The 14,087-nt window shown below is 66.6% G+C and carries 14 protein-coding genes and 3 pseudogenes; 8 read left to right on the top strand and 9 right to left on the bottom strand.

Translation table 11 applies throughout. From position 1 onward, the window contains the following. Positions 1–114 precede the first annotated feature (114 nt). Positions 115–429 (bottom strand): hypothetical protein, encoded by a 315-nt coding sequence (locus tag BHS09_RS10440; protein WP_201799752.1) that lies wholly within the window; start codon positions 427–429, stop codon positions 115–117. A 204-nt stretch (positions 430–633) separates the two neighbouring features. On the opposite strand from BHS09_RS10440, the gene istA reads away from it, so the two are divergent. Both istA and BHS09_RS10430 read left to right on the top strand, forming a co-directional pair. Then, positions 634–2,172 (top strand): IS21 family transposase, encoded by a 1,539-nt coding sequence (gene istA, locus BHS09_RS10435; protein ID WP_140797791.1) that lies wholly within the window; start codon positions 634–636, stop codon positions 2,170–2,172. A 177-nt stretch (positions 2,173–2,349) separates the two neighbouring features. After that, positions 2,350–2,781: pseudogene (locus BHS09_RS10430) on the top strand (ATP-binding protein); the annotation flags it as partial. Here the strand turns inward: BHS09_RS10430 and BHS09_RS39285 are convergent. Further along, positions 2,755–3,018: a hypothetical protein gene (locus BHS09_RS39285; RefSeq protein ID WP_161605144.1), complete on the bottom strand. Its 264-nt coding sequence runs from the start codon at positions 3,016–3,018 to the stop codon at positions 2,755–2,757. The pseudogene BHS09_RS10430 and the gene BHS09_RS39285 overlap by 27 nt on opposite strands. A 166-nt stretch (positions 3,019–3,184) precedes the next feature. On the opposite strand from BHS09_RS39285, the gene BHS09_RS10420 reads away from it, so the two are divergent. Together BHS09_RS10420 and BHS09_RS10415 are read left to right on the top strand one after the other, a co-directional pair. Then, positions 3,185–4,282, top strand: a complete 1,098-nt coding sequence (locus tag BHS09_RS10420) for a GAF domain-containing sensor histidine kinase (RefSeq protein WP_140797790.1) — start codon at positions 3,185–3,187, stop codon at positions 4,280–4,282. Between the two features lie 177 nt (positions 4,283–4,459). After that, a complete protein-coding gene (locus tag BHS09_RS10415; protein WP_140789348.1) occupies positions 4,460–5,041 on the top strand; it encodes a hypothetical protein in 582 nt (193 codons plus the stop codon). A 412-nt stretch (positions 5,042–5,453) separates the two neighbouring features. Here the strand turns inward: BHS09_RS10415 and BHS09_RS40250 are convergent, their stop codons facing one another. Further along, the gene (locus tag BHS09_RS40250) at positions 5,454–6,104 is read right to left on the bottom strand and encodes a transposase zinc-binding domain-containing protein (protein WP_472796584.1); all 651 of its coding nucleotides are present in this window, start codon (positions 6,102–6,104) and stop codon (positions 5,454–5,456) included. A gap of 611 nt (positions 6,105–6,715) precedes the next feature. Here BHS09_RS40250 and BHS09_RS10400 point away from each other — a divergent pair. After that, positions 6,716–7,747, top strand: a complete 1,032-nt coding sequence (locus BHS09_RS10400; protein ID WP_140797788.1) for an oxygenase MpaB family protein — start codon at positions 6,716–6,718, stop codon at positions 7,745–7,747. A gap of 371 nt (positions 7,748–8,118) precedes the next feature. Here the strand turns inward: BHS09_RS10400 and BHS09_RS39000 are convergent, their stop codons facing one another. From BHS09_RS39000 to BHS09_RS38735, 5 genes and pseudogenes are all read right to left on the bottom strand, one after another. Then, complete coding sequence (locus tag BHS09_RS39000; protein WP_201800553.1) at positions 8,119–8,397, bottom strand: hypothetical protein; 279 nt, start codon at positions 8,395–8,397, stop codon at positions 8,119–8,121. Positions 8,398–8,552: 155 nt separating this feature from the next. Beyond that, positions 8,553–8,941 (bottom strand): annotated as a pseudogene (locus BHS09_RS10390) (transposase); the annotation flags it as partial. A gap of 70 nt (positions 8,942–9,011) precedes the next feature. Continuing rightward, positions 9,012–9,197, bottom strand: a pseudogene (locus BHS09_RS10385) (PAAR-like domain-containing protein); the annotation flags it as partial. A 4-nt stretch (positions 9,198–9,201) separates the two neighbouring features. Further along, positions 9,202–9,375 carry a hypothetical protein gene (locus BHS09_RS39275; RefSeq protein WP_237080282.1) on the bottom strand — a complete coding sequence of 58 codons (174 nt, stop codon included), beginning with the start codon at positions 9,373–9,375 and terminating at the stop codon, positions 9,202–9,204. Positions 9,376–9,861: 486 nt separating this feature from the next. Continuing rightward, entirely contained in the window at positions 9,862–10,227 is a 366-nt protein-coding gene (locus BHS09_RS38735) for a PDZ domain-containing protein (protein ID WP_162520982.1), read from the bottom strand. A gap of 156 nt (positions 10,228–10,383) precedes the next feature. On the opposite strand from BHS09_RS38735, the gene BHS09_RS10375 reads away from it, so the two are divergent. The 3 genes from BHS09_RS10375 (at position 10,384) to BHS09_RS10365 (ending at position 13,218) form a co-directional block, all read left to right on the top strand. Beyond that, the gene (locus BHS09_RS10375) at positions 10,384–10,911 is read left to right on the top strand and encodes a DUF1993 domain-containing protein (protein WP_140789344.1); all 528 of its coding nucleotides are present in this window, start codon (positions 10,384–10,386) and stop codon (positions 10,909–10,911) included. A gap of 49 nt (positions 10,912–10,960) precedes the next feature. Then, positions 10,961–11,869, top strand: a complete 909-nt coding sequence (locus BHS09_RS38840; RefSeq protein WP_174258715.1) for a ribosomal protein L7/L12 — start codon at positions 10,961–10,963, stop codon at positions 11,867–11,869. A gap of 188 nt (positions 11,870–12,057) precedes the next feature. Next, positions 12,058–13,218 (top strand): ankyrin repeat domain-containing protein, encoded by a 1,161-nt coding sequence (locus BHS09_RS10365; protein WP_140797787.1) that lies wholly within the window; start codon positions 12,058–12,060, stop codon positions 13,216–13,218. A gap of 139 nt (positions 13,219–13,357) precedes the next feature. Here the strand turns inward: BHS09_RS10365 and BHS09_RS10360 are convergent, their stop codons facing one another. Next, the gene (locus BHS09_RS10360) at positions 13,358–13,999 is read right to left on the bottom strand and encodes a hypothetical protein (RefSeq protein ID WP_140797786.1); all 642 of its coding nucleotides are present in this window, start codon (positions 13,997–13,999) and stop codon (positions 13,358–13,360) included. Between the last annotated feature and the right edge of the window lie 88 nt (positions 14,000–14,087).

Raw genomic sequence — 14,087 nt, 5'->3', positions numbered from 1 at the left:
GATGGCGTCGCCAGTGACTCCACGAGAGGAGGTAGGCGACTGAGGGCAGTGTGCGCCACCAAAGCGCCAGCAGCAGTCTTCGTACCTCCTGGACGGAGTAGCGGACGAAGGTTGTCAGTGAAGGCCGCGCCGGACGAGAAACGCCCGCATGGGGTTTCTTCGAGTCGGCAGGCCGAGCGCTTTTGGGGGCAGTCCCTCCCGTGGCTCGAGGTTGGCCATGGCCCGTGCGCTGGCCAGGAAAACGTGCGCGACGAGGCACAGCGACATGTGTCGATGCCAGGCCGTCCAGGTACGCACCTCGTAGTCCGCCAGGCCCACCTCGCCCTTGGCGGACTCGAAGTCTTCCTCAATGGCCCACCGGCTACCCGCCGCCCGTACGAGCGAGGCAAGCGAGGCATTGCGTCGTGCATGGGCAATGTAGAAGGCCACCTTCCCGTCCACTGGGCTGCGACGAAACAGCAGCTGCGTGTACCGGACCATGGTGAGCACCGATTCCGGTCCAAGGTGAGCACCTGTTCCGGCCCAAGGTGAGCACCCGTTCCGGGCATGGTGAGCACGGGAGGAGGCGACACACGGAGAGTTGGCGGCACTGGGCAGCAGGGTCTCGCCTCCATCTCCTTCGAGGAGGTGGAGATGGCCCAAGAGAGGCTGGCGGTGCGCAAGTTGAGAGAGGTGTTGCGATTGCGGTTCGCGTCGAAGCTGTCGACGAGAAACATCGCCACGAGTCTGGGCATCGGGAATGGGACGGTGTGCGAGTACCTGGGGCGAGCGCGGATAGCAGGAGTGGGAGGTTGGCCGTTGCCGGCGGAACTGGACGATGACGGGGCGCTCACCGCGCTGTTCTTCCCAGACGAGGGCAAGGCGATTGCGCACCGGCCGGAGCCGGACTGGGCGCAGGTGCATCGAGAGCTCAAGCGCAAGGGAGTTACCAAGCTGCTGTTGTGGGAGGAGTACCTGGCGGCCAACCCGGGTGGGTACCAGTACAGCCAGTTCTGCGAGCGGTATGGGCGCTGGCAGTCCGTCCTCGGCGTCACCATGAGACAGGAGCACCGGGCGGGCGAGAAGCTCTTCGTGGACTTCAGCGGGGATGGAGTCGAAGTAGTGGACGGCGACAGCGGAGAGGTGCGGGTCGCGAAGCTCTTCGTCGCCACGTTGGGGGCCAGCAGCTACACGTACGTCGAGCCCGTCTACTCCGAGGGCTTGGCCACCTGGGTGGGCTGCCACGTGCGCGCCATGGCCTTCTTTGGCGGAGTCCCGGAGTTGGTGGTGCCGGACAACCTGAAGTCAGGAGTCACACGTGCGCACCGCTACGAGCCGGAAGAGAACCCCACGTATGCGAACCTGGCCCGGCACTACGGCTTCGCCATTCTGCCGGCACGTCCTCGCCGCCCGCGTGACAAGGCGAAGGTAGAGGCGGCGGTACTGGTGGCGGAGCGGTGGATTCTGGCCGTCCTGCGCAACCGCCGCTTCAGTGGCCTGCACGAGGTACGCGAGGCCATACGGCCGTTGCTTGAGAAGCTGAATGAGCGCCCGATGCGACATGTGGGGCGCTCGCGTCGCCAGTTGTACGAGGAACTCGAGAAGCCCGTACTGAAGGCCTTGCCGGTACATGCCTACGAGCTGGCCTTCTGGAAGAAGGCGCGCGTCCACCCGGACTACCACGTCGAGGTGGAGGGGCACCTGTACAGCGTGCCGTACTCGCTGGCGCACAAGCAGGTGGAGGCCCGCTACACGGAGGGAAGCGTCGAGGTGTTCCTCGGGGGGCGTCGGGTAGCGAGCCACGTGCGCAAGCACGCCAAGGGCTACACCACGCTGAAGGAGCACATGCCCACCAGCCACCGGGCCCACGCGGAGTGGACGCCCGAGCGGCTGCTGACGTGGGCGGAGAAGACGGGCCCCTCCACGGCCGCATTGGTGCAAGGCCTCATGGAGCGAAAACCCCATCCGGAGCAGGGCTTCCGCGGGGCCTTGGGTGTCATGCGATTGAAGGACAAGTACGGCGAGGCACGGCTGGAGAAGGCGTGCGCCAGGGCCGTGCGCCACCGGGCCTACAGCTACAAGTCCGTGGCCGCCATCCTCCAGCACCACCTGGAGGACGCACGGGAGGAGCGCGAAGAGAAGCCGCCCCTGCCCGCCCATGAGAACGTGCGAGGCCCCCACTACTACCACTGACGTACCTCGCGCACGCAGAGAGGAGCACCGCCGCCACCTGCCGCGGTGGAGCCCCTTGGGTGCGCGGGCACTTCCCGTCTGGTGCGAGGCCTCGGTCCCCCGCACTCGGAAGGGGCCCGCGCGCTGAGAAGCGCGCGCGGGCAAGCCCCCACATGACCGACATGAGGAACAAACCCGATGCTGGTGGAACAGACGCTGGAGAAACTCAACGGGATGAAGCTGCACGAGATGGCCTCGTACCTGCGCGATTGGTTGGCGAGGCCAGGGGAGCGAGACGTTGGCCCAGCCGACCTGGTGGGCCTCTTGGCCGACGCGGAGTGGATGCACCGAGAGAACAAGAAGCTCTCCTCGCGGCTGAGCGCCGCGCGCCTGCGACAGGCCGCGGCCGTGGAGGACATCGACTACGGGCACGCACGCGGGCTCGCCAAGACGCAGGTGATGGAGCTGTCCACCTCGAAGTGGGCGGCGGACAAGCAGAATGTGCTCCTCACCGGGCCCACGGGCGTCGGCAAGTCCTTCCTCGCATGCGCGCTGGGACAGAAGGCGTGCCGGGATGGCTACTCGGTGGTGTACCGCCGGGCCTCACGTCTCTTCGATGAGCTCGCCCACGCGCGCGCCGATGGAACCTATGCGCACCTGCTCAAGCGCCTGGCCAAGGCCCAGGTGCTCCAGAATCGCTCGCACCCCTTCCGCCCCCTTCACGTACGCCAGCACTCGCCGCCTGCCTCCACACCTCATGCAGGCGAACACGTCGACGTCGAACGTCCTGCTGAGCAACTCGGCCCAGTCCACTCGCGGCGTCTTCTCCTTCATCGGCTCCGTGCTGGCCGCCGCCTCAAGCCCCACGCTCGCCTCCTGCGCACCTGCTTGAGGGAGCGCATGCGCGCGGAGAAGGCCGTGCGCCTCCTGTCCGACGCGAGCGCGCTGCTCGCCGAGTCGCTCGACTATCCGACCACGCTCCAGCGCCTGGCTCGCCTCGTCGCGCCAACGTTCGCCGACTGGTGCATCGTCGATGTGGCCGAAGCGGACGGCAGGATTCGCCGGGTGGCCGGGTTTCACTCCGACCCCGCGAAGCAGAGGGTCCTGCGCGAGCTGGAGGAGCGCTATCCGCCCCACTGGGGCTCGCTCCAGCCGGCCATCCGCGTCATGGTCCGGCAAGCCCTTCCTGCGCTCCGAGCTCTCGGAGCCCGATATGCACGACTACAGCCTCGACGCCGAGAATGCCCGGCTCATCCGCGAGCTGGGGACCCGGAGCGGCATGGCCGTGCCGCTCATGGCGCGCGGACGGACGCTGGGGGCCATCTCCATGGGCCGCACGGACCCGATGCGCCCCTTCGGGCCATCGGACCTGGCGCTCATGGAGGAACTGGCCCACCGGGCGGCCATGGCCATCGACAATGCCCACCTCTACCAGGAGGCCCAGGAGGGCATCCGCGTCCGTGAGGAGTTCCTCGGTGTCGCGGCGCACGAGCTGAAGACGCCCATCACCTCCATGAACATCGTGCTTCAGTCGGTGCTGCGGAGACGAAACGAGCGCCCCTCCGCGGAGCGGCTCATGCAGGCCCTCGAGTCGGCCGAGAGGCAGGTGCAGCGCCTCATGCGCCTGGTGGACGACGTGCTGGATGTCTCGCGGCTGCACGCCGGGCGGCTCGAACTCCACCTGGAGCGCGTGGACCTCCTGGCCGTCGTGGGCGAGGTCGTGGAGCGGTTCATCGAGACCGCCGCCCGAACCGGGTCGCTGGTGGACATGCGCGCCGAAGGGCCCGTCGAGGGGATGTGGGACCGGAGCAGGCTGGACCAGGTGGTGGCGAACCTCCTCGGCAATGCCCTCAAGTTCGGCGAGGGCAGGCCCATCGAGATTTCGCTCTCACGCGGGGAGGGGACGGCCGAGCTCGTGGTGGAGGACCACGGCATCGGAATCCCGCCCGAGCGCCTGCTCCACATCTTCGAGCGGTTCGAGCGCGCGGTGCCCACCCGGCACTACGGCGGATTCGGGCTCGGCCTCTACATCGTTCGAGCCTCACGGAGGCCATGGGCGGCACGGTGCGCGTGGGCAGCACGCCGGGCCTGGGCTCGAGGTTCACGGTGGTGCTTCCGTGCCAGCCCCTGAAGGAGGCCGCGGGAGAGTCGCAGGCGTGAGGAGACGCTGGCTTTCACGACATGAACGCATGCATGCCCCTCGGAAACACTGCCCGGCCCGGCTCCGTATGCCTATTTCCTCGCTGCTCTCAGGCGGGGCGCTACCTGGAGCGCAGGTCCTTCTCTCGCGCCAACAGAAAGATACGTCATGACCGCTTCCTTCATGAAGCTCCGGAGGCTCGCTTCTCTCGTCCTGTATTGCGCCGCGCTCGGCGTCTCGCCGCTCGCATCCGCGGAGCCGCCAGCCGCCGGCGAGCCCGCGGAGGCGGCGCCGCGCGCGGGCGAGCTCAACTACCGCTCCACGGGCCAGCGCCAGCCCCAAATCACCCAGCGGTCCGATGGCGGGCAGCAGATTCAACTCTCCTGCCTTCTGTCGCGTCCCGGCCAGATCCAGCGCTACGCCGTGAGCTGCCCGGGCACGAAGCAGCTCGACGTCAAGGTGGCGGACTGCTGCATCCCAGGCGACCACTGGCAGGTGAAGGTGAAGTCCTGGGACTTCAAGCCCAACACGGCGGTGGCGACCTCGCCGGGCGGTGACGGTGACTTCAGCGCGCCCGCCCGCGTCTTCACCTACAGCAGCAGCCGGGACATGAACGCCCTCATTGAGTGCTCGTACCTGCACGGCGTCAACATCTTCCCGGCGGAGTCCTTTCTCCTCGTGGAGAGCAGCGGCGGCGCATGTTCCGTGACGGACGTGGGCATCACCGAGGAGATTGACCGCTCACCGTGACAGGCCGGTCCGCAAGAGCCCTCTCCCCAGGGCTCTTGCCCTCTCGCGCAAGGTGACATGCTCCCGACTCCTTGAAAGGGGTGGGGTGGAGCGCCCGCTCCAACGCGAGGGAGGGGCGGGCACGTGAGGCCGCATTGCATGACGGTCCCCGGCGCTCAGACGCGGGCGGAGGACACGCCCGACGGCGTGGCCCTCGTCTTCACCACCTCCGAGGAGGACCAGGTGTCGAACCTCCGGCAGCGTGGCCGCAACATGATGCAGCGGCAGGCGGAGCACGGCGTATCGGGGCGCCGCGGCCTCGAGCAGCCTCCCGGCATCGACTACGAGGCCATGGGCGGTAGCGGGCTCCCGGGTTCTGCGGGGGCTCCGAGCGTACCGACCTACGCCCGCGTGGAGGACACTCCCCAGGGCGTCACCATCGCCTACAAAGCCGTGGACCCCTCGGATGGAGAGCGACTGCGCGCGGAGATCCACGAGACCGCCGGGAAGCTGACGCCGGGCCAGTGCCCGGGCATGGCCCCCCCGTGGAGTGAAGCCCCCCTCTTCTCCTACCGGGGCACGAGGTCATGGCAACCAGACACCCATACGGAACCCATGAAGCGCAAGGCCTATGAAAAGGAGCTTCGCAGGCTCCAGGCCCAACTCTGCATGCTTCTGGCACGAAGACGCCGTCCGGCACCAGCGAGTGGAAGTGCGGCGTCACCTGCAAGGCCGAGCCGAAGAACTGGATGAAAGAGACGGCCCCGACCTGCCCATGACGGATGCCCTGCCTCCGCGCTCGCCGACGTTGTAGGGCGAACACCGCGCGCAGGAAGACGGTGAGGACGTCCGAGAGCAGTCTTACGTCCTTGAGCAGCGCCCACCGCACCCGATGCGGAAAGGACAGCGTCCACTGCCGGTAGGGCACGCGCGGCAGCACCTGCTCCACCAGATGCACCGCCGTTACCTGCGCCCGCTTCGCGTTGCAGGAGGGGCACACCCCTCGCCCCTTGCACGAGAAGGCGACGAGCAGTTCGTCCTTACAACTCTCGCAGCGCACCGGCGCGAAGCCGTGTGCCAGCACTCCGCATTCCAGGTACTTGGCGAAGTCCCGCTCCACGTACCGGGGCAGGCCGCGTCCCAGCTCACCTGCCTCCGCCAGCAGCGTGGCGAGGTTGTCCCTCACCGCCTCGTACAGCACCGTCCCCTCCTGCTGCCTCCGCCGGTACTCCCACCCGCGCTCCTCCACCTGCCCCTCCCCCAGCCACACCTCGCCAGGGCTCACGCTACGGAGGGGCTCCCACGGGCTTCCGTGGAGCCCCTTGCTGCTCGGGTGGTTCGAGGCGCGACCAGGACAGCGCGTCAGGAGGGGCGAACCCTGGACCGCTTCCCCGGCCTTGGTTCGGGACCAAGTGGCGGCAGCTGTCCACCGAACGGGAGCATCGCTCGGGCGGCCCCGTCAGCGGCCCTCCTCGGCCCCTCCGCTCCAGCCCTCACCCTCAACAGGGCCTCTATCCCGCCTATACGTTCACGGATTCACCACGCACATGGAGGGCCGCGGCTTCGGGCTGCACTCGCGCGCGCTGGCGGCCCAATTGATATACTCCGGTGTCGCGGGGAGATGGCGCGCGGACGTGATAGGGCCCGACCTGCTAGCGGAGCAACTGCTGTGACAATCATGATGGGGATAGATTCATGAATACGCAGACGAACCCGAGGCGGTGGCCGCCCCCTCCGGAAGTGGAGCAGCAGATCAACCTGGACCGCGAGCGTTTCCGCAAGTGTCTCGACTACATGCGGGAACACGCGGCAGGCGAGGTCGAGGGCGTTTATGGCCCCAACAGCGTGACCTGGGTGCTCTATCGCGAGCCGGTGATCCTCCTCGGCGGACTGCGCGCCATCCTGCTGCAACTCGCCCATCCGGCAGTGGCCTACGGTATCGCCCAGAACAGCAACTTCCGGAATGACCTGCTCGGCCGTGCGCGACGCACCTATACGGCGATGTACCAGCTCAAGTTTGGTGGCCTCTCGGAGGCGACGGGCGCCGCGAAGCGGATCCACAGCGTGCACAGCCGCGTCTACGGCGCACTTCCGGACGGTGCCGGCCCGCAGGGCTCCGGCCCCTATCGCGCGAACGATCCTTCGCTGCTGCGTTGGGTGCACGCTACCCTCATCGACACCGCCATGCTGATCTTCGACACATTCGTGCGGCCGCTCAGCGTCGAGGAGAAGCGCCGCTACTATCAGGAGACGCTGCTCGCCGCGGCGTACTTCGGGCTCCTACCGGAGCAGATGCCGCCCACGCTCGAGGCCTTCTACGAGTGGTACAACGGGGAGCTGGCGGGGGAGCGGCTGAGCGTGGGAGACACTGCGCTTGAGCTGGCAGGCCTGCTCTTCAATTCGCCGTTCACCCGAGGACAGCTCGATGAGGTGCTCACCGCCGGCCTCCTACCGGAGCGCTGGCGCGTGGCGTACAGGCTGCCTTGGGGGCCTGGACAGCGGCTCACGTGGAAGCTCCTGAAGGGCTCGATGCATCGGGGAATCCACCTCACCCCGCCAAAGCTCCGCTACGTCACGGCCTGGCATCAGGCCCAGATGCGGCTGGCCATGGCTCGGGGAGAACGGCCGACGATCATGGCCCGGGTGCTGAACACCATCGACGCCTACGTCGACGTGCCGTTCAGCATCCGGCCGGTCGCGGCGAAGGCCCCAGCGGATAAGGATTGAGAAACGACTTGGGCGCTCAGCAACGCCAATGCGGTCAAGTTTTCCCGGGCCTACGTCATTCTGGGCTGTGAGAAGTCCCTTGAGGCAAACAACACCCACGTCGTGTCTGCAAATAGGTCGGGGCCGTCCGGTGTTGACCGGACATGGGGCGAGGAGAACGGACCGACACCCTGTGTCTACCCAAAACTCGGTCGCTGCGTCATGGGCGCGTAAAGGTCACAGTGGGCAGTGCCTCAAGGCGAGTGAGCGAGGCGCGCACAAGGCAGGAAAGTTCCCGTGCTGATGAATCGCAGTGGGAATCGCTAAAAGGCACCGCTTGGGGTTCGGGCACCGCCCCCATCTCCACCAGGGCCCCCATCTTTCCTTGGCGTCTATTTACTCGAGTGATGCGGCCCTCCACCGGGCACGGTCGTCACCTCGTCCGGATGGCGCGTCGAAGAGGCAATCGCCCGCGCGCCATTGGGGGGCTCGGTCTGTGTCGAAAGCTCGTCCTCGCTGGCGGCCTCGGCAAGCGGCGGAGTAATGCCGCCCTCGTCTTCCGGTACTTCCAAGTCCCAGAGCCTGTCACCTGCTTCTATGAGCGCCTGCTGAACTTCCCTCACCACGTCTTCGCCCGCGTAAGGCCCCAACTGGGCCAGCCGCGCGCGCATGACGGTTTTCCAGCTCGGCGGCCGTGGCGAAGCGCTCAGCGGGGTTGCGCCTCAGCAGCGTGTGGAGGATGTCCCGGAGTGGAACGGGCAACCCTTTCGCCGCGTGCTGACCGCGTCGATGACCAGAATCCCGCGCTCTTTGATGACCGCCAACACTCCTTGCGACTGGCGTAGCCCAGGCTACTGCGGGCCACCTGTAGTAGCGCGCACGCCCGGCGCTGCGACACGCCTTTTCCCATGGCGTACCGCACCTGCCGACGGCCGACGGGCGCGCTCACCATTTTCTTGTGGAGATTTCCTTCATGACCTCGATTTCGAGGTCCCTCTCGGCCAGCAGCTTCTTCAGACGCGCGTTCTCCTTCTCCAACTCCCTGAGCCGCGTCGCCTCGACTGCCTCCATGCCGCCGAACTTCTGCCGCCACCGGTAGAGCGTCTGCTCGACGACGCCGTGCTTCCGGGCCACCTCCACCACGCTGGCCCCAGGCGCCTCCGCCTCCCTCAGGATGCTGATCATCTGCTCCTCGGTAAACCTGCTCTTCCTCACGACCGACCTACCTCCTGGCCGCGAGGACTCTCTCACTCTTCAACCGGTCCAAAAATTGGGGAGCAGACCACCCATTGACGGTGACTTTCTTCGGCCCATTCGAGGCGTCCGAGGACTTGCCCAGGTTGGGATAAGGCAAGGGCACTGGTCCACCCGGGCTCGGCGTCTTGCAGACGTCGGGGAAGACAACGCTCTGTCCACCACTGTCCTCAGCGGAAATACCGCGCCCGTCAGCAAAGACTTTCGTTCCCATCATCCCCTCAGTATGCGGACGGCTCTTCGAGCGATACCACCCGGACTCCCACCAACTTCGCGGCCTCGACGGCTTGCATCACGGCCTCCGACACGAGAATGACCAGTGAGTCCTCGGCAAGCCGAAACAGCGGCAGCCCCAGGGTCCTCGATTCGTCGACGCGGAGCTTCGTGAACTTCATCAGGGGCGGTTTGTAACCAGGAAGACACTCCGATCTGGGCAAATCCGCACAACTCACCAGACCAACGATGTTGACTGCCTTGTAGTGTGAATAGGTCTTCTCTCGCTCCCGATCAATGACCTCCGCGTCATACAGGTCGAGATTGCGAACTCCCGCCCCCTTGAGCACCTCAATGAGGCGCTGGGAAAAAGAGGGACGTCGATGATGAGTCCGGCATCACGGGACCGCTGCGCGGGTCGAGATAGCACGGGATGGGCTCTTGTACGGGGTCCGGATAACGGATGCCCATGGTCCAAGGGACGTCGACGTCGGGCGACTCATCCAAGGCAACACCCTCGACGCCATGTGCAGCAAAATTATACCTCGCATCCAACCTACAATACACACACCACCTCCGCGACAATCGACTAACCGCGCGTCTTCTTCGTCAAAGCGAGCTTACTGACAAGCAATTCCCCGCCCTGCCTGACCGCCATGGAGAGGTCTTCAGCCAGTGTCGACACCCATGATTTCCACTGTTCGGGCCGCCCCGTGATCCGCAGTGTCCGCCCAGACCTGCAGCAGGAGCCGCTCATCCCACGTGGGAATGAGCGCATCGTGCAGGTCGACCTGGGAGAGCTTCGCGATGGGCCCGCGCGCGAACCTCCGCCGAGGCGCGTCGATGCGCTCGATTCGCATCCCAGGCTCGAGTCCCACACGGGCGGCGACACTCCCCCGCTTGACTCGCGTTACCGTTACCTTCTCTCCGTCCGACCGGACGGTGAAGCCGAGGAGCTCCACGGTGACGAACACGGGGGCTGCCGTGAGCAGCCATGCGCTCGTGAGCGCGGATGTCATGAAGGCTAGGAACATGGAACGCCCTCCTGACCACAGCATTGCAGGAGGGCCGTCCCGGCGTCACGCATGGGGACTGCCCGGCGCTGTCACCATGACGTGTCGCTGTTCACATCCGCGCGCGTTGTCCAAATCAAACCTGCTAGGGTTGAGTCATTCAAGGAGGAGGCACCGATGTCGATCTACGAAACGACCGTTCCCTGCTTCGCGCAGATGCTGCGTGCGCTGCTGGTTTTCCTGCAGAAGGGGGAGGCTCGTGCTCGCGAGCTGGGCTGTGACCCGAAGAACCTGCTTCAGTCGCGGCTGGCTCCCGACATGCACAACCTGGCCAGCCAGGTGCAGTTTGTCTGTACCCAGGCGCAGGAAGCGGTGCTGCGGCTTGGCCAGCAACCGCTGTCGCCGCTTGACGCGCCGGCTGACATGGAGCAGGCGAACGCCTTGATTGAGCGCACGCTACAACTGCTTTCGAGCGCGGACAGGGCGCGGATAGAGGAAGGCGCACAACGCCAACTCTCCATCGAGTTGCCCAATGGCATGACCTTCGACATGACCGGCAGCGAATACGCGCGGAACTGGGTGACACCGCAGTTCTACTTTCACCTGGTCACGGCCTACAACATCCTGCGGCACAACGGTGTGCAGCTTGGCAAGGCCGACTACGTCCAGCACATGTTCGCTTACCTGCGCCAGCCAGCGGCCTGAGTCGGAGGCATCGGGTTTCAATGACTGAAGGAGCCCTGAATCCACCGTCATGATTCCCGGTCCCGACATGGTCATTGGCTGTCCGCGCTGTGGCGCCCTCCACAGGCGCTGGTCCCTGGCCTCCGGCAATACGTTCGGTGCCGTGCTCTGGAGTGATGGCTGGTTCGAAGCCCCCATGCGGCCGCTGCCCCCCTTGGTTGCGCGCTGCATGGGCTGCCATGCATTCTTCTGGGTCGCGCGCGCCGTCGAGCTGGGGCACGTGGACCGCGTCACCTCCCAGTGCGGTGAGACATTCACCACCCTCACCCTGGAGAGCACGGGGGCGCGTCGCATCGAGGTCATGCAGCGCCTGCGGAGCGACCTGGGGATGGGACTCCAGGAAGTGAAGCACTTCGTCGCCCAGCTCCCCGCGCGCCTCGGGGAATACGACCACCTGGGCACGGCCCGACACATCGCCGACCGCTTCGAGGAGCTGGGCGCTCGTGTCAGCTCGACGCGCATCGTCACCCAGCCCGACGTGCCCATGCCCCCCAGGGAATGGACTGAAGCCCCGCAGGTACAGGACGTGAGTGAAGCGCTCTTCCTGGATGCGCTTCGCGAGGGGCTCGCGACAACCTCCGACGAGGAGCGCGAGCTGCGACAGTGGGCCTGGTGGCAGGGGAACAAGGCCTATCGTCGCGACGCGCCGTGGGTGCCGCTCGCCCAGCGCACGCCCCAGGTCCGCGACAACGCCGAGGCCCTCATGACCCTGTGCGCACTGGACGACGCCGAGCACAGGTGGATGCACGCGGAACTGCTGCGCGAGCTGGAGCGCTTCGAGGAGGCGCTCACCATCCTGAACCTGCCGCCGTTCCCGGCGCTCGGGCCAGGCCTGGAGTCCCTTCGTGACGCGGCGCGGAGGGCCGACTCGCGGCTCCTCCCACTTCCGGCAGGGTCGGCGCCCGCCGTGGAGCCGTGACTACCGCACCCGCTCGATGTGGTGCTCCAGGCCCTTGACGTCCCGGGGCATGACGCGGATGCCCCGACGTTCTTCGACGCTGGCTGTACGACGGGCAAGGCATGGCGCGCACACGGCTGCTGGATTGTAGGTAGGCTGCGATGCTCCGGCATCCAGCCCCACGCCACGACTCCATCAGTGAGCGTTCCATGAAGCTCGACAAGCCCCAAAACCTGTTTGCTGCCATCGAGCAGTGCGATGTCTTCGCAGTGGAGGACCTGCTGGCGAAAGGGGCCGACCCCGACGAAGTCGACCTCCACGGCTACCAGGCCACGCCATTGGCGTATGCCTGCAGTCACGGTGACGAGGCTGCCGTGCGCGCGCTGCTGGACGCGAAGGCCGCCCCGAATGCAGCGGCCTTCCAGCCGCCGCTGGTCGCGGCCACTGCGCATGGCTTCGCAACTCTTGTGACCTTGCTGGTGAAGGCCGGCGCAGATGTGAACGCGGGGGACGAAACCGGTGCCAGCGCGCTGTGGACAGCCGCCGCGAATGGCTTTTCCGACATCGCACGATGCCTGGTGGAAGCCGGCGCGGATCGCGAGCAGGCGGACAACGACGGCAAGTTGCCCTCCATCATGGCGTTGGAGAATGGCCATGTCGCGCTGTCAAACTACCTGAACGATCCGGCGAGTTACCCAGCCACGCATTCCTTCTGGCGCGGCAGCAAGAAGCGCGCGCGGCAAGCGGCGGAGGCACGGCGCGCACAGGTTGTCGACAGGGCCACGGGCAAGGACGTCAGTGGCGCGGCTGCTGCCGACCCCGAATGGACGTTCTCTGGCGGCATTGCGCGCAGCCAGTGGGCGACCCAGGACTTCCCTTCGGTGGCCGCTGCCGGCAACCTCGAACTGGTGGGGCGGATGCTGGACGCCGGCCTCGCCCCTGACTGGACGCAGTTCAAGGGCAACCCGACGGCACTGATGCTGGCCGCGCGCAGTGGAGAACTGGGTGCGGTGAACCTCCTGCTCGCACGCCGCGCCAATGTGAATCACCGTACGGACAAGGGACTCACCGCGCTGCACATGGCGCTGTTCAATCCGTCGGCACGCGTGCACGGCCCCATCATTCGCAGCCTTTTGGTGGCGGGTGCCGATCCCAATGTGCCCGACGATGAAGGACAGCGGCCGCTGCAACGCGCATTGGCGCATGCGGTGCCGGCGCTCGTGCAGGCCTTGCTCGAAGCCGGTGCCGACCCGTTCATACGCGACCGCGCCGGCCGCATGCCCGCCGACTGGGCGCCAACCGATGGCAAGCACGCCGATGCCATCCGCGAGTTGCTGGAGACGGCGCGCAAGGGACGGGCTGCCGACTGAGCGACCGCTGTCTGCCCTTCAGGCGGGTGCGTACTGCAGGCCGCTATCGCGTGCGATGGCCGCGTACGCGCAGGGAGCATCACGGGCGCAAGCGATTCTGGGACCGCGGCGTGCAAGCGCCGGAGCACGAGCCTCGAAGTCACCACGGTGCCCCTTCGCCGCTCCGGCGCGTGCGCGCCTTCGAGGCGGCTTCTTGCAGCGCATCCCCCAGGTCCAGGGCTGGAGCCACCAAGGACTCCAGCGTGTCGACGCTGTCGGGCATCCCGCGCTGCTCCGCCTGGAGTTCCTCATTTTCGATGGAGAAGTTGGCGCAGCGTTGCCGCAGCAACAGGAGTTGTTCGCGCACGCGCGGAGCACGCAGGGTGTCCCGGGCCTCGTCGGTCAGGTTCTTCATGTCGAGCGCCGCATCCAGCTCCGCGTCGCCGACTTCGTCGTCCCGCTTGCCGAAGACCTTGAGGAGCTTGTCCCCGAATCCCTCGGGACCGATGCGCAGGTCGGGAGGAAGCGCCGTGCCGAGTTCCAGCCGCACCACAGTGTAGAGCTGCGAGCTCTTTCCACTGCGGCGATGCTCCGTGTGCATCGAGAAGGGCCTTCCCCGATGGAGTCCCCCGACCTTGTACGACGCCATGGAATCGGTGAATCCCCAGCCGTGCCTGTCCGCGAAGTCCCTCCATGCCTGAAGGCGCCGCTTGTGGGCCTGCCAAAAGAAGAAGCCAAAGGCAATCGCGGCCACGACGATGCCGAGGTGCAGGAGAATGGACGACGGGTCGTCAAGATTCATGGATTTGTCTTCTACTCGGGTCTGCCGGCGCTTGCCGCTTCCCCGGTGCCCGGATGCAGCGACATGGGTCATCCAACGTGGACGCAGA

The organism is Myxococcus xanthus (genome assembly GCF_006402735.1).
Lineage (GTDB): Bacteria > Myxococcota > Myxococcia > Myxococcales > Myxococcaceae > Myxococcus > Myxococcus xanthus_A.
Note: the sequence above shows the minus strand (reverse complement) of the source record. Positions and strands in the feature narration are given on the sequence as shown.